We start from the raw sequence: 18,017 nt of genomic DNA on the forward strand, positions 1-18,017 counted from the left end.
CGACGTGGGGCCGCCCGAGCCGTGAGGGCGGCTCGGTGACCGGCGCGGACGTGCTGCTGCTCGCGCTGGGCGCGGTGGCGGTGGGTGCCGGCCTGCTGGTGGTGACCACGAAACACCTGGTCCGGGCGGGGCTCTACCTGGTGGTCTGCCTGGGCGCGCTGGCCGGTGACTTCCTGGTGCTCAGTGCCGAGCTGGTGGCCTGGGTGCAGGTGCTGATCTACGTGGGCGCGGTGGTGGTCCTGCTGCTGTTCGCGGTGATGCTGACCCGGGCCCCGATCGGCGCCTCCGACGACCTGGACCGGCCCGGCTGGCCGGCCGCCCTGATCGGTGGCGGCGCCGGGCTGGGGCTGACCGTCCTGCTGGTCGACGCGTACCGCTGGAGCACCGTCACGCTGCCCGACGCGGGCACCGCCGAGCGGCTGGGGGAGCAGATCTTCGGGTCCTGGGTGCTGCCGTTCGAGGTGCTCTCCGTGCTGCTGCTGTCCGCCCTGGTGGGCGCGGTGGTCCTGTCCCGACCGGACATCGGCCGACCAGACCCGCAACGCGATGGCACGGCAGCGCCGGGTGGCCTGACCGACATCGAATCCGGGGGGCGCCGGTGAGGCCGGTCATCCCGTACGTCACCGCCGCGCTGCTGTTCGGCCTCGGCGTCTACGGCGTGCTGCGTCGGCGCAACGCGGTGCTGGTGCTGATGTCGGTCGAGTTGATGCTCAACGCGGTCAACCTGATCCTGGTCACCGCGGACACCACCGCTCGCGCCGTGCTGCCGCACTCCGGGCAGGTCTTCGCGCTGTTCGTCATCGTCCTCGCCGCCGCCGAGATCGGGGTGGGGCTGGCGATCGTCCTGCAGCTCTACCGGTTGCGGGCGACCGTGGCGGTGGACGACGTGCCGCTGACCGAGCCGGCCGAGTCGTCGCAGCCGGTCGGTGGGCGGGAGCCGGCCACCGCCGGCCGGGACGGGGAGGCGGGCCGGTGACCGGGCTGCTCGGAGTGCTGCTGCCCGCCGTACCGCTGGTCGCTGGTCTGCTCGGCCTGCTGTTGCCGCCGGCCCCGCGTCACCCGAGCGGGGGTGCGGAAGGCGGTGACCGGGCCCGTCGGGCGGCCGTCGCGCTCGGGGTCATCGGCGCGGCCGGCGCGCTGGCGTTGGCCGTCGCGCTGCTGCTGACGGTCGACGGGCCGACGGAGACATCGACCACCTGGGTCGACATCGGCGGGCTGATGGTGACGCTCGGCGTCCGGCTGGACGGCGCCGCCGCGCTGGTCGCGGTGGCGGTCACCGCGGTCGCCCTGGCCGTGCAGGTCTACTCGATCGGCTACCTGCGGCGTGGCCCGCACGACGACATCGACGTCGACCACCGCTACCCGCCGTACGCCGCCCAGATCAGCCTCTTCACCGGTGCCATGCTGCTGGTGGTGGTCGCCAGCGACCTGATCATGCTGCTGGTCGGTTGGGAGGTGATGGGCCTCTGCTCGTACCTGCTCATCGCCCACGACCGCCGACTGCCCGGCGCGCCGGCGGCTGCGATGAAGGCGTTCCTGGTGACCCGGGTCGGTGACGTCGGGTTCCTCCTCGGCATCGCGCTGCTCGGTGTGTCGGCGGGCAGCTTCCGGATCGCCGACGTGCTCGCCCACGACCACTCCACCGCGACGTTGACCGCTGCCGGTCTGCTGCTGCTCGCCGGGGTGGCCGGCAAGAGCGCGCAGTTCCCGCTGCACACCTGGTTGCCGGACGCGATGGCCGGCCCGACGCCGATCTCGGCGCTGATCCACGCGGCGACGATGGTCGCCGCCGGGGTGTACGCCGTGGCCCGGCTCTACCCGCTGTTCACGGCCGCGCCGGTGACGCTGACCGTGCTCGGGGTGATCGGCGCGATCACGCTGTTGCTCGGCGCGCTCGCCGCCACCGCACAGGACGACATCAAACGTGTGCTGGCCTGGTCGACCGTCTCCCAGTTGGGCTACATGACCGGCGCGCTGGCGGTCGGCTCGCCGTCGGCGGCGCTGTTCCACCTGCTCACCCACGCCGCGTTCAAGGCGCTGCTGTTCCTCGCCGCCGGCGCGGTGATCCACGCGGTCGGCACCACCCTGATGTCGGAGATGGGCGGGCTGCGACGGAGCATGCCGGTGACGTTCTGGTGCACCGTGGTGGGCCTGGGCGCGCTGGCCGGGGTGCCGCCGTTGGCCGGCTTCTGGAGCAAGGACGGCGTACTGACGGTGGCCGAAGCCGCCGCGCTGGAAGGCACCGGCCCGGCGCCGTCCTGGGTGGGCTGGCTGGTGTGGCTGGCCGGGTTGATCGGCGTGGCGATCACCGCCTGGTACGCCGGCCGTTTGCTGCTGCGAGCCTTCTTCGGCGCTCCCCGCATGCCCCTGGTCCGGCCGCACGACCCGCCGGCGTTGCTGCGCTGGCCGGTGCTGCTGCTGGCCGTGCCGGCCGCGCTGCTCGGTCTTCTCGGGTTCGTCGGGGTGTTCGCCGATCGGTTGCGGTTCCCCACCGTGCCGGTGGCGGGCTCCGAGGACGGCCTGGTCCACCTCGGGCCGGGGTTGCTGCTGCCGCTCGCGCTGCTGCTGGTCGGCGCCGGGCTGGTGCTGCTGGGTTGGCGTCGTGACCCGGCCGCCGACCCGGCGACCGCGCTGGGTCCGCTGCGGCCGGTCTTCGCCCGCGCGTTCCGGCTCGACGACGTCCAGCACACCCTGGTCGTACGCCCCGTCCGCGCGCTGGCCCGCGCCGTGCGCACGAGCGACGAGGTGGTGGTGGACGGCGCGGTTGAGGGCAGTGGCCGGGCCGCGTCCCGTCTGGGCGCAGGGCTGGCCGCGCTGCACCGGGCGGCGCTGCCCCGGGCCGCCGCAGGGGTGCTGGCCGGCGCGCTGCTGATCGGGTTGGCAGCGGCCGTGATTGGAGCGGTCCGGTGAGCGCGAGGAGTGAGCCGGGGTTGCGAGCCCCGCAGTCGCGAACAAAGGCGGTCCGATGACGTTTGGGCAGGTGTTGCTGGTCGCTGTTCTGGCGGTGCCGGCGCTCGGCGCGGCCGCAGTGGCGGCGACGCCACGGGACCGGGCGGCCCGGCTGGTCGGCACGGTCGCGGCGGCGCTGACCCTGCTGGCGGCGGTGCCGCTGGTGTTCGGCGGGCGGGGCTGGATGGCCTGGTCGGCTGACGGGCCGGCGGTGCGTCCGTGGCATCAACTGGACCTGCCCTGGGTGCCCGGCCTGGAGTTGCGCTTCCATCTCGGCGTCGATGGCATCTCCTGGCCGCTGGTGGTGTTGACCGCGCTGCTCACGCTGCTCTGCTGCGCGTACACGATGTGGCGAGTGCCGGGCGGCGGCAGTGGCCGGGCGCTGGTCGCGCTGCTGTTGGTGGTCGAGGTGGGCATCCTGGGCACCTTCCTGGCCCTGGACCTGGTGCTGTTCTTCCTCTTCTTCGAGGTCGTCCTGCTGCCGATGTACGCGATCATCGCCGGCTGGGGTGGCACGGACCGGCGTCGGGCGGCCCGCAAGTTCGCGCTCTACACCCTGTTCGGCTCGGTGTTGCTGCTGGTCGGCGTGTACGTCGTGGTGGCCGCCGCCGGCACCGCCGACGTGGTGGCGCTGACCGGTGGCGACGGGTTGTCCCGGGGCACCCAGTTGGCCGCGTTCACCCTGTTCGCATTGGCGTTCGCGGTGAAGAGTCCGCTGTGGCCGCTGCACTCCTGGCTGCCCGACGCGCACACCCAGGCCCCCACGGTGGGCAGTGTCGTGCTGGCCGGGGTGCTGCTGAAGATGGGCACCTACGGTCTGATCCGGGTGGCGGTGGGGGTTGCGCCGGAGGGTGCCCGCTGGGCGGCACCGGTGCTCGGCGTGCTGGCGGTCGCCGCGATCCTGGTCGGCGCGCTGGTCTGCCTGGCCCAGGCCGACGTGAAGCGGCTGATCGCGTACTCGAGCGTGGGGCACATGGGCTTCGTGCTGCTGGGCGTCGCCACGCTGACCACCACCGGCATCCAGGCGGCGTTGATCGGCAACGTCGCACACGGGGTGATCACCGGCCTGCTGTTCTTCCTGGCGGGTGCGGTGAAGGACCGTACCGGCACGGGCACTCTCGCCGAGCTGTCCGGGCTGCGGGAGACCGCGCCTCGGCTGGCTGGCCTGCTCGCGTTCGCGGCGATCGCGTCGCTCGGCCTGCCCGGATTGGCCGGCTTCTGGGGCGAGGCGTTCACGGTGATCGCGGCCATCCAGGTGGGCGGCCCGCTCTGGACCACCCTCGGGGTGCTGGCCGCGATCGGCGGCGCGCTCACCGCCGCGTACTTCCTGCGGCTGCTGCGCCAGGTCACCCACGGCCGGCCGAGCACCTCGGTCGGCCGGGTCGGCCCCGCTCTGGCCGGTGCCGAGCTGACCGCATGGGTGCCGCTGGTCCTGCTCGCGTTGGCCATCGGGCTGGCCCCGGCGCTCGTCCTCGGCGTCGCCGAGGCCCCGGTCGATGCCCTCATTGGGGTGGTCTTTCCGTGAGCGCGAGGAGTGAGCCGGTGTTGCGAGCCCCGCAGTCGCGGACAGAGGCGGTCTGGTGAACGTGGTGCAGAGCGTGGACAGCGTGGCACTGCTGCCGGCCTACCTGGCCGCCGGCACCGCCGTGCTCGTGCTGATCACCGACCTGCTGCTGGCCCGGCCGCGGGCCACGATCGTGGTGGCCGCGCTCGGTGCGCTCGGTACGGCGGTCGGCGCCGCCCTGGTCGGCGCGGCGGGGGAGCGGCGGACGTTCTGCGTCGGCGCGGACTGCTCGTGGATCTTCGGTGGTCGCGCCGCTCTGGTCGGCGCGGTGGTGGCGTTGCTCACCCTGGGCGTGCTCGGGCTGTCCGTGCCCGCGTTGAAGGCCGGTCGGTCGCCGGTGGGGGAGTACTGCTTCCTGCTGGCCTGCTCGATGACCGGCGGCGTGGTGCTCGGTGCGGCCGGCGACCTGATCACTTTGATCGTCGCCCTGGAGACGCTGACCCTGCCGTTGTACGTGCTGGTCGGCCTGCGCCGGGGGAGCCTCGCCAGTGCCGAGGCCGCCGTGACCTTCTTCGTGGTCAGCGTGGTGGCGACCACTCTGACCCTGCTCGGCGCGGCGCTGCTGTACGCGGTGACCGGTGGGCTGCACCTGGACCGGCTCAACACGCTGCTCGCCGAGCGGCCGGAGCTGCGGGACCTGCCGCTGACCACCGCCGCGGTGGCGGTGCTGCTGGTCGGGCTGGCCTTCAAGGTGGCGGCGGTGCCGTTCCACGCCTGGGCGCCGGCCACCTACGACGGAGCGCCGCTGCCGGTGGCCGCGTACCTGTCCACGGCGTCGAAGCTGGGCGGCCTGGTCGCTCTGCTCGCCGTGGTGCAGCGGGCGCTGCCGGCGGACCAGACCGGCCCGGTGCTCGCCCTGCTCGCGGTGCTCACCATGACCGTCGGCAACCTGGTCGCCCTGCGCCAGCGGCGTACGGTCCGGCTGCTCGCCTGGTCGTCCGTCGCGCAGGCCGGCTACATCCTCGCCCCGCTGGGAGCGTTGGCGCTGGCTGCCGGCCGTACGGACGAGGCACGGTCCGCCGCGTATGCCGCCGCGCTGGCGTACGCCGTCTTCTTCGTGGTGTTGGAGCTGGCGGCGTTCGCCGCGGTGACCGCGCTGCGCCCGACGGGTGCGGATGGCGGCAGCCTGGACGACCTGCGCGGGGCGGCCCGCCGGCACCCGTGGCGCGGCGCGGCGCTCGGTCTCGCGCTGGTGGGTCTGGCTGGGCTGCCGCCGGGGCTGGCTGGCCTGTTCGCGAAGGTGACCGTGGTGCGGGCGCTGCTGGACGGTGGCGCGGCCTGGCTGGCGCTGGTGGTGGCGCTGAACGCGGTGATCGGGCTGGCCTACTACCTGCGGGTGACCGCCGCACTCTGGGCGCCGCAGACGACGTCCGGCGCGGCTGCGCCGCTTCCCGGCGGTGCGGCGGCCGTACCCCTGGTGGGTGTGGTGGCGGTGGTGCTGGCGGTGGCGACGGTGGCCGCTGTGGTGCTCGGTGTCGCTCCGCAACTGGTGCTCGATCTGGCCGGCCGCTGACCGGAAACAGGGTCCTACCTGGCACGTCTCAGTGAACTCTCAGCGTTGAGACGGATGGTTGGTGGGTACCGGAGTGTTACACCGGTCAGCGGATCCCGGTGATCCGTGCACCGAAGGAGAGATCGTGCACCACAACCGTCTGAAGACCGCCGCGCTGCTCGGCCTGCTCACCTCGCTGATTCTCGTGGTGGGCTACTGGTTCGGCGGCAGTGGCGGCCTGGTCATCGCCGTCGTCATTTCGTTGGTCATGAACGGCGTTTCCTACTTCTACTCCGACAAGCTCGCACTGCGCTCGATGCGGGCGCAACCGGTCACCGAGGCACAGTTCCCCGATCTGTACCGCATGGTGCGCGAGTTGGCTGCCGAGGCCCAGCAGCCGATGCCGCGGCTGTACGTCAGCCCGACCGCGCAGCCCAACGCGTTCGCCACGGGCCGTAACCCGCAGCACGCGGCGGTCTGCGTGACCCAGGGCATCACCGAGATCCTCGACTACCGCGAGCTGCGCGGTGTGATCGGGCACGAGCTGTCACACGTCTACAACCGGGACATCCTGATCTCCAGCGTGGCGGCCGGCCTGGCCAGCATCATCACCCTGCTGGCAAACCTCGCGTTCTTCATTCCGCTGGGCGGAGGGGACGACGAGGACCGGCCGAACCCGGCGGTGCTGCTGCTCACCCTGATCCTGGGCCCGATCGCGGCCAGCATCATCCAGTTGGCGATCAGCCGGAGCCGCGAGTTCCAGGCCGATGCCTCGGGCGCCACGTTGAGCCGTGACCCGCTGGCCCTGGCCAGCGCCCTTCGCAAGATCGATGCGGTGGCGCGGCGTCGGCCGTTGCCGGCTCAGGGCCAGCTCACCAGCACCGCGCACCTCATGATCGCCAACCCGTTCCGGGGCGGCGGCATGGCGGCGCTCTTCTCCACGCACCCCAAGATGGAGGACCGGGTCGCCCGGCTGGAGCAGATGGCCGCCAACTCGGGGCCGGTGCAGTTCCAGCGCTGACCCGCTGATTCCCACCTCCGCCCGTACCCCGATCGCACCGGGTACGGGCGGAGTGCTGCGTCGGGGCGGATATCCGGTGTCTGCCGGTCGGGCGGCAGCGTTAGGGTCGTAACGGCTCACGCTCATTACATCTTCGGGAGGTTCGGTGGCCGCGTTGCGTCAGTACCTGGGTGTCTGGCGGATCCCCGGCGCGCCCATGTTGCTGGTCACCGGCATCATCGGGCGGCTCGGGATCGGCATGACCCCGCTGGCGCTGCTCCTGGTGGTCGAGCAGGTGACCGGGCGGTACGCGCTGGCCGCCGTCGCGGGCGGGATCTACGCCGTCGCCGGTGCCGCGCTCAGCCCGGTGGCCGGGCGGATCGCCGACCGGGTCGGCCCGAGCCCTGTCCTGCTGGTCACCGCCGTGACCCACCCGCTGGCACTCATCGGGCTGCTGCTGGCCAGCCGCTCAGGCGACGACGCTCTACCCACCATCTACCTCGCCGCAGCCGTGGCCGGCGCGACGTACCCGCCGCTCACCGCCGCCATCCGTGGCGCCTGGAATGAGCTGACCAACCCCAGCTCCGGCCGGTACGCCCTGCGCAACACCGCACTGGCCGCGGAGACCTCGCTCTTCGAGGTCGTCTTCGTACTCGGCCCGCTGCTCGTGGCCGGTTTCGTCATCTTCGCCGACGCTGCCGCCGCGCTGATCGGGGCGGCCGTGGTCACCCTGGTCGGCACCACCGCCGTGGCCCTCGGCCGGGTGATGCGCGGCTGGCGCCCGCACCCGCGAGAGCACCACGCCCGAGGGCTCGGCCCGCTGCGGGTCATCGGCTTCCCGGCCCTGCTCTTCTGCGTGGCCGGGCTCGGCATCGCATTCGGCGCCGCGGGCGTGATCGTCCCGGCGTACGCCAGTGGCTACACCACCGACGACCCGGAGAGCCTGGCCGGGATCCTGCTGGCAGTCTGGGGGACGGGCAGTGCTGTCGGCGGGCTCTGGTTCGGTGTCCGCAGGCCGTCGCCGAACATGACCCGACAGTTCGCCCTGCTGCTCGCCGCGGTCGCCGGCAGTTTCGTGGTGTTCGCGATGATGCCCACGCCGTTGGCGCTGGGTGCCGCGCTGGTCGTCGGTGGGGCCACCATCGCGCCCGCGCTGACCCTGGAGAACACCCTGGTCGGTCGGATCGCCCCAACCGGCATGCTCAACGAGGCGTACACCTGGGTCGTGACCGTGGCGGTGGCCGCGAGCGCCGCCGGTGGTTCGGTCGCCGGCCTGATCGTGGATCACACCGGCGGCGTCCGCTGGGCGTTCCTGTTCGCCGGGGCGGCGGTCGCCGTCGGGGCCGCGGTCGCCGCGCTGCCCGCCGGGTCCATCGCCCGCGCGGAAACCACGGCGGTACGCACCGAAGAGCCGGTCACGGTCTGAACGGTCCCCGCTTGATCGACTCAATCTCCGCTGGACCCTGGAATTCGGCGGATGACTATGAGCTGCGGGGGGCGTACATGATGATGGCGACGCCGACGAGGCAGATCGCTGCGCCGGTGATGTCGTAGCGGTCGGGGCGGAACTTGTCGACGACCATGCCCCAGACGAGGGAGCCGGCGACGAAGATTCCGCCGTAGGCGGCGAGGATACGCCCGAAGTTCGGGTCAGGTTGGAAGGTGGCGGCGAAGCCGTAGAGCCCGAGTGCGATGACTCCGGCCGCGATCCACAGCAGCCCTCGGTTCTCTCGCCAGCCCTGCCACACGAGCCATGCGCCGCCGATCTCGGCGATCGCGGCGAGTATGAACAGCAGGATTGATCGAACCACCGTCATGCGTCGGACCTTAACCTGAGCACCTGGCGGTCGTGCTGCTCACCCTGACCGTGCCTCCGGCGCAGCCGGTCGCGTGGCGGTGAGTTCAGCAAACGGCAGCGGGCAGCAGGAGTTGCCGGCGCAGGCGACCAGGTCGTCGCAGCCGGCCGAGATGGCGGCGCGGAGGGTGTCGCGAATGACCGTCAGGTCAGCCAACTTCTGCTCCACCTCGACGAGCTTGTCCTTGGCTCGCGCCTGGAGGCCGGTGTCGGGTCGGTTGTGCTGGTGTCGGCCGGCGTCGAGCAGGTCGGCCACCTCGTTGAGGGTGAAGCCGAGGCGCTGTGCGGTCTTGATGACCCGTAGCAGGGTGACGGTGTCGGTCGGGTAGAGCCGATGTCCGCCCGGCGACCGCCGTGGGGAGGTGAGTAGTCCCCGGCGTTCGTAGTAGCGCAACGTCTGCGAGTTGACCCCGGCCGCATCGGCCAGCTGACCGATGCGCAGCCCCGACCCGGTCATCTCTGACCCCGGGCAGATGTCGCCCGCTCGGCGAGGGCTTCGAGCACGTCGACGTGCGCCGCTGCTACGCGAACGTCCAGCGTCAGCGACTGCGGGCCAGGGCGCGCGATGTCGAACGCAAAGAACGAGCAGCAGGACGACTCCCGGGCCGTCAGATCCCGCGCGGTCTCCTCCACCTGCTGCGCGCCGCCGAGCTGCAACCGCAGATGCCGTGCCGACAGCCGCTCGACACCCCGAACCGCATCGCGGAAAAATTGATCGAACTCGGCGAGCCGCAGCGGCTGTTCGGCCGTCGGCAGAGTGCACGCAGCCGGCACCCAGGAGGCATCCGTCGTGACATGTCGGTCGCTCATATCCCGACGGTAAGCCTGTACCCAGGTACCGGATGCAAGCCCCAGCCGGCAGAAGTGCCCTACCGGTAGTTGTCGAACTGGAGGGCGACGCCGAAGTCCTCGCCCTTGAGCAGGGCGATGACCGCCTGGAGGTCGTCCCTCTTCTTGCCGGTGACGCGCAACTGGTCGCCCTGGATCTGCGCCTGCACACCCTTGGGGCCCTCGTCGCGGATCTTCTTGCTGATCGCCTTGGCCTTGTCCGCCTCGATGCCCTGGATCACCTTGCAGTCGATCTTGAAGATCTTGCCCGACGGGCGCGGCTCGCCGGCGTCCAACGACTTCAGCGAGATGTTCCGCTTGACCAACTTCTCCTTGAACACGTCCAGGGCGGCGCGGACCCGCTCCTCAGTCTCCGCCTGAAGGCCGATCGCCTCCTCACCCGACCAGGAGATCTCCGCGCCGGTGCCGCGGAAGTCGAACCGCGTCGAGAGCTCCTTTTCCGCCTGCCGGAGGGCGTTGTCGACCTCCTGGCGGTCAGCCTTGCTCACGATGTCGAACGACGGGTTCGCTGCCATGTTTCTGCTCCTGCTGTCCGGCGGTGGGCCTGCCGTCGGCCGCCGACCAGCGGCACGACCCCCTGACCGTACCCGGTTGCGTCCGTGCCGGGGGGAGCCGCTATCCTTGCTTCCGCCGCCGCGTTACGACGCGGTGGGGTGCCCTGGCGGGTTGCCCGAGCGGCCAATGGGAGCGGACTGTAAATCCGTCGCGAAAGCTTCGAAGGTTCGAATCCTTCACCCGCCACCAGGTGCAGACACGGCCCCTGACCAGCAGAGATGCTGATCGGGGGCCGCTGTCGTCGGTCTACGACCGGTGGTGGAAGCTCGCCCGCGAGAAGGCGCTCACCGAATCTCAGGTCGCCTCGCCGCTCGTACGCCGGCCCGACGACCTGCGGCACGCGGCGGCCTCGCTCTGGCTGAATGCCGGCGTCCCGCCGACCGAGGTCGCCCGGCGCCTGGGCCACGGCGTCGCCGTTCTGCTCCGCGTTTACGCCAACTGCATCGACGGCGGCGACGACACCATGAACGACAAGATCGGCGGTGCACTCGGGTGACCATCCATCGATCAACCGTTTGCGGCGCTGGTGTTGCAGACCAAACGGTGAGCCTCAGCGATCACGGCTGCGTCGAGGTCGTCAGCCGCGGTGCTGGTGTAGTCGTGCTCTTCGTAGTCGGCGTAAAAGATGTCGTAGGTGATCTCAAGGTTGATCAGCTCGGCTGCCATGGGAGTGCCATCCCAGGTGATGAACCTGTACGCCCAGGACGTCAGGTCGCGGGGTGTGATGACCTGGGCGAGCAGCCGTCGGGCCATGATCCGGAGGGCTTCGTCTTCACCCTGTCGGCTTCCCTCCCGGTAGTAGGTCAGGGCGAGTTCGGCCAGGGCGTCCTCGAGCCAACGCCGCAGCTCGTCACTCTCGCTGCCCCTAGCGGGCGAGATGCCTGCCAGGATCCGAAGGGTTGGACTGTCTACGCCTGCGACGAGGCAGTCACAGGCTGCCTCGATTACCTCAACCGCCGTACCCGATCCGACACTCCAAAGGATGGCGGCATCTTGAAAGCGGGCGAGCGCGTCATCTCTGAGCATCGGTACAGGGTCCACCGTCGAGCCGGCGTTGTCTCCGAGATAGGCGTCCGTCGGGTGGATGTGCCCGGCGTCCCGCCGACCGAGGTCTCCACCGAGGTGCGGGCCGCGTTCCGGCCGCTGCGGACATCCTGAGCTCGTACGTGCGAAGTCACCAAGGCGTGGCCAGTTCCCCATCGGGCGCAACGGTGGCGCGGCCTGGCGGGGAGGCCATCGAGCGTGGTTCCTCCGCCACTCTCGTTGGTGAAACCTTTCGACCATTTGAAAGGGATCCGTCGAGGTACTGGCGGGCTGGCGAAGAGCCGGTATGGTGGTCGATGGCTGGACACGGACCGCAAGCGCGGTTCGCCTGTTCGGCGCGTCACTGACAGTGACCGGCCCGCCAGATTTGATGGCTCCGTTACGGCTGGGCCGAATTGTGTTGAAGGTCGTATTCAACGCTGTACGAAGCGGTGAGCTGCCCCGCAGGCTCGTGATCTGGTCCGGTGTGACGAGGGCGGTGGGCCGAACGGCGGGAAGTCACAGACGGTGGGGCCAGTCGGGCCGTCCGCCACTTCTCTGGTTGCCCGCACTGTGGCACGATCGTGGAACCTCCACTACCCCCGCGATACTTTCCGACAGGAGCAATCATGTCTGGTCGTAGGTTGGGCCGACTGTTTGGCTCACTTCTAGTCCTCGCCGCACTCGTGAGCGGCATCGGCGGTGTCAATCTCGGTGGCAGCGCAGGGGGCAGCGTGCAGGCTGGCGACATTGTCTGGCAGGTGCAGGCTGGCGACATCGTCTGGCAGGTGCAGGCTGGCGACATTGTCTGGCAGGTAAAGCCTGGCGACCTCGCCACGCCGACCGCGCAGACTGCCGACATCGTCTGGCAGTGAGCTGGGCGCCCTGGGTCCGTCATCCAATGTGGCTGTTCGGGGCGCCACACGTCATTGACGGAGTGCTCCGTGACGGTGTCGTGACCGCTCGGCGTCATTCCGAAGGAGCGCTGTGATCGGTCGCGGTCAACCCCGGCGCAGGTCGTCCGAGGACGCATGGATCATCACCGCGCCACTCGCGTTGATCGCGGTCACCTGCGCCACCATCACGGGGTTGGTCGCGAAGGAGCCATTCGGCGACTGGCCGGAGGCGGCCCTTCTTCTCGTCCTCATGATCGTGGCTGGGTTGCCGCTGCTCAGCCTGGTTGTTCGGCGGCAGACGATCGGTGTCACGCTCACCGAGCTGCCGATGGTCCTCGCGCTCTACTTTCTGCCGCCGCTGACGGTGGTGGTCATCTACACGTTGACGTCGCTCATCACCCACACTCGGCAGCGGTTCTCGGCGCCCAAAGTGTGGTTCAACGTGGCGCGGGCCGCTGCGGGGACGTCACTGGCCGTCCTGGTCCTCCAGGCACTTCCGCCCCTCAAAGGGGTGGGGCCAAGCACGTGGGGCAGCATCTTCGCCGCCGTGAGCATGGTGATCCTGGTCAGTTACGCCAGCGTGGCTGCGGTGCACACGTTGCTGCACGGCTGGCAGACCGGGCGCGGGACGTTGCGTACCGCCACGCCGGCGGTGCTCACCGCGGCGATCAACGTGTCGGTTGGCCTGATCGTGCTGATCCTGGTCCGGAGCACGTGGTGGTCGCTGCTCCTGCTCGCTGCCCTCGGCGCCGGCCTTGTCCTGGTCTATCGGGCCTACGCCCAGTTCTTTCGTCAGCACCGCACCCTCACCGACCTGTACGACCTGACCCGCGCGGTGGTCGAGAGCGGGCAGAGCGGCACGCTGGCGGACGCGCTGCTCGGGCGGGTCCGCGCTCTGATGCAGGTGGAGTACGCGACGCTGTGGCTCCCGGCCCAGGGGCGGCACCCCGAGACCTTGTTGACCGCCCGGGTGGACGATCCCGGTCTGCTCGACCTGGCGCTCACCCCGCAGACGATCCGGGAGCGGGTCCGCGACACCCGGCGCACGGTTGCCGTCGGCCGCGGCGTGACCACCGACGGAGAGTTCCGCGCCGACTTGGCCGAACGGCGGATCAAGGACGCGGTGGTGGTGCCGCTGCGGTCGGGTCAGGTCGTCATCGGCACCCTCGAGGTGGCCAATCGCCTCGGTGATGGCAACAACTTCACGCCCGCCGACATCGCGGTCTTCGAGACGGTGGCCGCGCACGCCGCGGTGGCCCTGGAGAATTCTCGGCTGGTCGATCGGCTGCGACACGACGCGTACCACGACGCCCTGACCAAGCTGCCCAACCGGCGGCGGATCACCGGCGCGCTGGAAGAGTCGGTCAAGATCCGTACTGACGGCGAAGTGGTGGCCTTGCTGCTCTTCGACGTTGACGGGTTGCGGCAGGTCAACGAGTCGCTCGGTCACGCGGCGGGTGACAAGGTCCTCGCCGAGGTTGCCAAACGGCTGCGGGCCAGCGCGCCGTCCTCGGCTCTGGTCGGCCGGGCGAGCGGTGACGAGTTCCTGGTGACGTTGCGGTTGGAGAGCGCTGACGCGGCGTTGGAGCTTGCGAGCCAACTGCGTGACCAGATCCGCGACGAGATGGTCTTCGACGCGCTCACCCTCGACGTGAACACCGCCGTCGGGGTGGCCGTCCACCCCGATCACGGCAGCGATGCGGCGACCCTGCTGCTTCGGGTCGACCTCGCGGCCACGGCGGCCAAGTCGGTGCCGGGCAGCGTGCAGCTGTTCAACCCTGCGCTGGAGTCCCGATCGCTGCGCCGGCTGGGTCTGGCCAGCGATCTGCGCCGCGCACTGGATCGGGACGAGCTGGAGGTCTACTTCCAACCCAAGGTGACTCTGCGGGACCGGCGCCTGGTCGGTGTCGAGTGCCTGGCTCGGTGGGAGCACCCGGCGCACGGCACGGTCGCTCCCGAGGACTTCGTGGCGGTGGCCGAGCACACCGGCCAGTTGAGCCGGCTCACGGAGGTGGTGCTCCGCGAGGGGCTGCGCCGCAGCCGCGACTGGGCGCTGGCCAATCAGCCGCTGCCCATCGCGGTCAACCTCTCGGCCCGTACGCTCACCGACCAGCACTTCCCGGACCGGATTGAGGAGTTGCTGACCGAGTACCAGGTGCCGGCGCAGCGACTCACCCTGGAGATCACCGAGGCGGGGGTGCTGGACGGCACAGACCGGCCCATCCCGACCCTGCGACGGCTACGTGATCTCGGTGTCCGGCTGTCGGTGGACGACTTCGGCACCGGCGACTCGTCTCTGGCGCATCTACGCCGGCTGCCGGTGCACGAGGTGAAGGTGGACCGGTCGTTCGTGCAGGGCATGGCGACCGACCCGGGGGACCTGGCCATCGTCAACGCCGTGGTGACCCTCTCTCAGCAGTTCGGCCTGGCGGTGGTCGCCGAGGGCGTGGAGAGTGAGTTGACCCTGGAGCTTCTCCAGGACATCGGCTGTGAGATCGGGCAGGGCTTCCTGTTCAGCCGGCCGCTGCCGTACGAACGGTTGGCCGCCTGGTTCGGTGCCCAGGTCGAGCCGGAAACGATCTCCGATGGGGAGCTTCCGCGCCTTCGTGTCGTGCCTTGAGCAGGGCACAGACGATCACCGGCAATCCGATTTCACCTGTCGAGCCGGGCCGTGTACTCTTACTTCTGCGCGCCCCACGGGGATGTCGCGCAGGCCCCCTTAGCTCAGTCGGCAGAGCGTCTCCATGGTAAGGAGAAGGTCTACGGTTCGATTCCGTAAGGGGGCTCGAGGGTTCAGCTGGACCCATCGCAGCGGTGTAGCTCAGATGGTAGAGCAAGCGGCTCATAATCGCTGTGTCGCCGGTTCAAGTCCGGCCACCGCTACTCTCGTCTTCCGGGCTCGTTGCCGGTGGTCGTAGGAATGGGCGCTTCCGGCGCCCACTTTGCATGTCCGCGCTGCCAGCGTCTAGGCTGGCGCGTCGTAGTTCGTTTCCGTTAGCGAGGAAGGCACTCCGCCGTGGCGAAGGCTACCGATGTCCGGCCGAAGATCACTTTGGCGTGTGTGGAGTGCAAGGAGCGCAACTACATCACGCGCAAGAACCGTCGCAACGACCCCGACCGCATCGAGCTGAAGAAGTTCTGCCCGCGCGACGGTCGGCACACGGTCCACCGCGAGACCCGCTGACCGCTGGCCGGCTTCACGCCGGCCGCTGTCGAAGCTTCCAATCGCCGATCTGACCGGTCTGGTGCGGCTCCGCCGCCGCCTGCCGACCAGATCGGCGATTGCGCTTCCCGTGTAGGTTCGCGGCATGCCTCTGGACCCTTCCTTCGTCGGCCGGACCTATCCGCCGACCGCCCCCTACCAGGTGGGCCGAGAAAAGATCCGTGAGTTCGCCAGCGCCATCGGCGCCACCGACCCGGCCCATCACGACCCGGCGGCCGCGCAGGCGCTGGGCCACCCCGACGTGGTGGCCCCGCCGACCTTCCCGGTGATCCTCACGATGGCCGCGAGCCAGCAGATCATCGATGACCCGGTCCTGGGCGTCGACTACAGCCGCGTGGTGCACGGCGACCAGCGGTTCGCGTACACCCGGCCGGTGGTCGCGGGCGACGAGCTGGTCTGCACCAACACCATCGAGGACGTCAGCACCCGGGGCGGGCACGGCTTCCTGACCACACGCACCGACGTGAGCACCGTCGGCGGGGAACCGGTGGTCGCCGTCTGGTCCAAGATCGTCGTACGCGGGGAGGCCTGACATGGAGTTGCCAGCCAAGAAGTTCCAGGTGACCCGCGCGGACCTGGTCCGCTACGCCGGCGCCTCGGGCGACTTCAACCCGATCCACTGGAGCGACCGGGTCGCCACCAAGGTGGGTCTGCCCGGAGTGATCGCCCATGGCATGTTCACCATGGCGCTGGTCGGCCGGGCGGTCACCGAGTGGGCCGGGGCGCCCGACGCGGTGGTCGACTACGGCGTCCGCTTCACCAGGCCGGTGGTGGTCCCGGACGACGACCAGGGGACGGAGATCGAGGTCACCGCGAAGGTTCGTGAGGTGACCGAGGACGGCCTCACCCGACTCGACGTGACGGCCACCTGCTTGGGCGAGAAGGTGCTCGCGCAGGCCCGGGCAACCATCCGGACGGCACGCTGAACCGAGCCCGCCACGCGTGGCGGAGAGACCGGTTGGGAAAGTCGGGCGGGTACCCGTACACTGGTCCGCCGTGGGGCAAGTGACCCCTGCTCGGTCGTCTGTGACCGCGTGGGGCGAGTGTTGCCGCATAGGGGTGTAGCTCAATTGGCAGAGCAGCGGTCTCCAAAACCGCAGGCTGCAGGTTCAAGTCCTGTCACCCCTGCGCCTCAGGCCTGACCGTTCCCGTGGGTCGCGCCGCCAGCATGGCGGCGTCCGGCCCGTGGTGGTGGCATCGGCGGGGTGGTTCCGAGGCAATCGGGCCCTCCGGATGATCCACCGGCCGCGGCCCGTCGCGGGACGGTTGGGCCCGGCCGGCGTGACCAGCGCTGCGCACGCCGCTCGGCGTGCGACCCGAGATTCCGCGACGGAGGGCGAAGTGGCCGACAACAAGCGGCGCGGCGACGAGGACGCCGGCGACGATCGTCTGGACGACGAGGTCGTCGACGACGTAGCTGACGACGACGCCACCAGCGCGGACGAGCCGGTCTCCCGGGGAGGCACCGCGACGCGGTCGCGTGCCCGGGCGGAGTCGGCGGACAGCCGGCCCACGACCCGGTCGGAAACCGGTCGGGTGGGCGTGTTCGGCCGCATCGCCCGGTTCTTCCGCGAGGTTGTGGCCGAACTGCGTAAGGTCATCTGGCCGACCCGCAAGGAGTTGCTGACCTACACCGCCGTGGTGGTGACGTTCGTCGCGGTGATGCTGACGATCGTGGGCGTGCTGGATTACGGCTTCGCCAAGGTCGTGCTGTTTGTCTTCGGCAACTCGGACTGACCGGCTGCCTCCAGCCGATAGTGACGGAAGTGAGCGAGCGTGCCTGAGTACGACGAGACCGCCGGACCGGTGGACGAGCAGTCCACGGTCGCGACGGCGGCTGGTGACGAGTCGGTTGAGGCCGCCAGCGAGCCGGAGTTCCCAACGACTGAGCCCGCGCCGGACGAGGAGTACGACCCGGTCGCCGAGCTGAGGCAGAAGCTGCGCTACGCGCCGGGTGACTGGTACGTGGTGCACTCGTACGCCGGGTACGAGAACAAGGTCAAGACCAACCTCGAGACCCGGATCACGAGCCTCGACATGGAAGACTTCATCTACCAGGTCGAGGTGCCGACCCGGGAAGAGATCGAGGTCAAGAACGGCAAGCGTTCCCAGATCCAGGCCAAGGTCTTCCCGGGCTACATCCTGGTCCGGATGGAGCTGACCGCCGAGTCCTACTCGTGTGTCCGTAACACCCCGGGCGTGACCGGCTTCGTCGGCGCGACCGACCGGGCCGACCGGCCCGCCCCGCTCTCCCTTGACGAGGTGCTGAAGTGGTTGGCGCCGGCCGTCGAGACCGAGCAGAAGAAGACGAAGCCGGAGATCAAGGTCCTCGACTTCGAGGTGGGCGACTCGGTCACCGTCACCGACGGCGCGTTCGCGTCGCTGCCGGCCACGATCAGCGAGATCAACGCCGACCAGCAGAAGCTCAAGGTGCTGGTGTCGATCTTCGGTCGCGAGACGCCGGTGGAGCTCAACTTCAACCAGGTCGCCAAGATCTGACTGGTCGTCGGCGGCGGGCGGAGCGCACCGAGCGTGCCGACCGGGGCGAGCGTTCCGATCGGGGCGAGCGTTCCGATCGGGGCGAGCGTTCCGATCGGGGCGAGCGTGCCGA

General features: G+C 70.2%; 20 protein-coding genes and 4 tRNA genes. 19 read left to right on the forward strand and 5 right to left on the reverse strand.

Annotated elements, in window-relative coordinates; all coding sequences use genetic code 11:
* Positions 1–35: 35 nt before the first annotated feature.
* The 7 genes from ABZS37_RS18175 (at position 36) to ABZS37_RS18205 (ending at position 8,431) form a co-directional block, all read left to right on the forward strand.
* Positions 36–602, forward strand: a complete 567-nt coding sequence (locus ABZS37_RS18175) for an NADH-quinone oxidoreductase subunit J (protein WP_354994990.1) — start codon at positions 36–38, stop codon at positions 600–602.
* Positions 599–976 carry an NADH-quinone oxidoreductase subunit NuoK gene (gene nuoK, locus ABZS37_RS18180; RefSeq protein ID WP_355170282.1) on the forward strand — a complete coding sequence of 126 codons (378 nt, stop codon included), beginning with the start codon at positions 599–601 and terminating at the stop codon, positions 974–976. Before ABZS37_RS18175 ends, nuoK begins: the two co-directional genes overlap by 4 nt.
* A complete protein-coding gene (locus ABZS37_RS18185) occupies positions 973–2,910 on the forward strand; it encodes an NADH-quinone oxidoreductase subunit L (RefSeq protein ID WP_355170284.1) in 1,938 nt (645 codons plus the stop codon). Before nuoK ends, ABZS37_RS18185 begins: the two co-directional genes overlap by 4 nt.
* A gap of 55 nt (positions 2,911–2,965) precedes the next feature.
* Positions 2,966–4,474 carry an NADH-quinone oxidoreductase subunit M gene (locus ABZS37_RS18190; RefSeq protein WP_355170286.1) on the forward strand — a complete coding sequence of 503 codons (1,509 nt, stop codon included), beginning with the start codon at positions 2,966–2,968 and terminating at the stop codon, positions 4,472–4,474.
* A gap of 55 nt (positions 4,475–4,529) precedes the next feature.
* Positions 4,530–6,026: a proton-conducting transporter membrane subunit gene (locus tag ABZS37_RS18195; RefSeq protein WP_355170288.1), complete on the forward strand. Its 1,497-nt coding sequence runs from the start codon at positions 4,530–4,532 to the stop codon at positions 6,024–6,026.
* 124 nt (positions 6,027–6,150) lie between these two features.
* Positions 6,151–7,026 (forward strand): zinc metalloprotease HtpX, encoded by an 876-nt coding sequence (gene htpX / locus ABZS37_RS18200; protein ID WP_354994995.1) that lies wholly within the window; start codon positions 6,151–6,153, stop codon positions 7,024–7,026.
* 145 nt (positions 7,027–7,171) lie between these two features.
* Positions 7,172–8,431, forward strand: coding sequence for an MFS transporter (locus ABZS37_RS18205; RefSeq protein ID WP_355170290.1), 1,260 nt, complete (start codon positions 7,172–7,174; stop codon positions 8,429–8,431).
* 55 nt (positions 8,432–8,486) lie between these two features.
* Here the strand turns inward: ABZS37_RS18205 and ABZS37_RS18210 are convergent, their stop codons facing one another.
* The 4 genes from ABZS37_RS18210 to ABZS37_RS18225 are packed head-to-tail and all read right to left on the reverse strand — an operon-like array spanning position 8,487 to position 10,224.
* Entirely contained in the window at positions 8,487–8,822 is a 336-nt protein-coding gene (locus ABZS37_RS18210; protein ID WP_354994997.1) for a YnfA family protein, read from the reverse strand.
* A 39-nt stretch (positions 8,823–8,861) separates the two neighbouring features.
* Positions 8,862–9,317 carry a MerR family transcriptional regulator gene (locus ABZS37_RS18215; RefSeq protein ID WP_355170292.1) on the reverse strand — a complete coding sequence of 152 codons (456 nt, stop codon included), beginning with the start codon at positions 9,315–9,317 and terminating at the stop codon, positions 8,862–8,864.
* Positions 9,314–9,670, reverse strand: a complete 357-nt coding sequence (locus tag ABZS37_RS18220) for a hypothetical protein (protein ID WP_355170294.1) — start codon at positions 9,668–9,670, stop codon at positions 9,314–9,316. The genes ABZS37_RS18215 and ABZS37_RS18220 overlap by 4 nt, the downstream gene beginning before the upstream one ends.
* A 59-nt stretch (positions 9,671–9,729) precedes the next feature.
* Positions 9,730–10,224 (reverse strand): YajQ family cyclic di-GMP-binding protein, encoded by a 495-nt coding sequence (locus ABZS37_RS18225; protein ID WP_354995000.1) that lies wholly within the window; start codon positions 10,222–10,224, stop codon positions 9,730–9,732.
* Between the two features lie 145 nt (positions 10,225–10,369).
* On the opposite strand from ABZS37_RS18225, the gene ABZS37_RS18230 reads away from it, so the two are divergent.
* Positions 10,370–10,453 (forward strand) — tRNA-Tyr (locus tag ABZS37_RS18230).
* A gap of 1 nt (position 10,454) precedes the next feature.
* Positions 10,455–10,760: a hypothetical protein gene (locus tag ABZS37_RS18235; RefSeq protein WP_355170296.1), complete on the forward strand. Its 306-nt coding sequence runs from the start codon at positions 10,455–10,457 to the stop codon at positions 10,758–10,760.
* 11 nt (positions 10,761–10,771) lie between these two features.
* Here the strand turns inward: ABZS37_RS18235 and ABZS37_RS18240 are convergent, their stop codons facing one another.
* On the reverse strand, positions 10,772–11,290 hold the full coding sequence (locus ABZS37_RS18240; RefSeq protein ID WP_355170298.1) for a hypothetical protein: 519 nt from the start codon (positions 11,288–11,290) through the stop codon (positions 10,772–10,774).
* A gap of 683 nt (positions 11,291–11,973) precedes the next feature.
* Here ABZS37_RS18240 and ABZS37_RS18245 point away from each other — a divergent pair.
* The 10 genes from ABZS37_RS18245 (at position 11,974) to nusG (ending at position 17,905) form a co-directional block, all read left to right on the forward strand.
* A complete protein-coding gene (locus ABZS37_RS18245; protein ID WP_355170300.1) occupies positions 11,974–12,162 on the forward strand; it encodes a hypothetical protein in 189 nt (62 codons plus the stop codon).
* 112 nt (positions 12,163–12,274) lie between these two features.
* A complete protein-coding gene (locus ABZS37_RS18250; protein WP_355170302.1) occupies positions 12,275–14,803 on the forward strand; it encodes a bifunctional diguanylate cyclase/phosphodiesterase in 2,529 nt (842 codons plus the stop codon).
* A gap of 93 nt (positions 14,804–14,896) precedes the next feature.
* Positions 14,897–14,969, forward strand: a tRNA-Thr gene (locus tag ABZS37_RS18255).
* A 24-nt stretch (positions 14,970–14,993) separates the two neighbouring features.
* Positions 14,994–15,066, forward strand: a tRNA-Met gene (locus ABZS37_RS18260).
* A gap of 133 nt (positions 15,067–15,199) precedes the next feature.
* Positions 15,200–15,367 carry a 50S ribosomal protein L33 gene (gene rpmG, locus ABZS37_RS18265; protein ID WP_007073056.1) on the forward strand — a complete coding sequence of 56 codons (168 nt, stop codon included), beginning with the start codon at positions 15,200–15,202 and terminating at the stop codon, positions 15,365–15,367.
* Positions 15,368–15,491: 124 nt separating this feature from the next.
* Complete coding sequence (locus ABZS37_RS18270) at positions 15,492–15,938, forward strand: MaoC family dehydratase N-terminal domain-containing protein (RefSeq protein WP_355170304.1); 447 nt, start codon at positions 15,492–15,494, stop codon at positions 15,936–15,938.
* Between the two features lies 1 nt (position 15,939).
* Positions 15,940–16,332, forward strand: a complete 393-nt coding sequence (locus tag ABZS37_RS18275) for a MaoC family dehydratase (protein WP_355170306.1) — start codon at positions 15,940–15,942, stop codon at positions 16,330–16,332.
* Between the two features lie 129 nt (positions 16,333–16,461).
* Positions 16,462–16,534: transfer RNA gene (locus ABZS37_RS18280), tRNA-Trp, on the forward strand.
* Between the two features lie 213 nt (positions 16,535–16,747).
* The gene (gene secE, locus ABZS37_RS18285; protein WP_355170308.1) at positions 16,748–17,143 is read left to right on the forward strand and encodes a preprotein translocase subunit SecE; all 396 of its coding nucleotides are present in this window, start codon (positions 16,748–16,750) and stop codon (positions 17,141–17,143) included.
* Between the two features lie 39 nt (positions 17,144–17,182).
* On the forward strand, positions 17,183–17,905 hold the full coding sequence (gene nusG / locus ABZS37_RS18290; RefSeq protein WP_355170310.1) for a transcription termination/antitermination protein NusG: 723 nt from the start codon (positions 17,183–17,185) through the stop codon (positions 17,903–17,905).
* Positions 17,906–18,017 lie beyond the last annotated feature (112 nt).

This window comes from Micromonospora sp. NPDC005413, assembly GCF_040606435.1.
Classification (GTDB): domain Bacteria; phylum Actinomycetota; class Actinomycetes; order Mycobacteriales; family Micromonosporaceae; genus Micromonospora.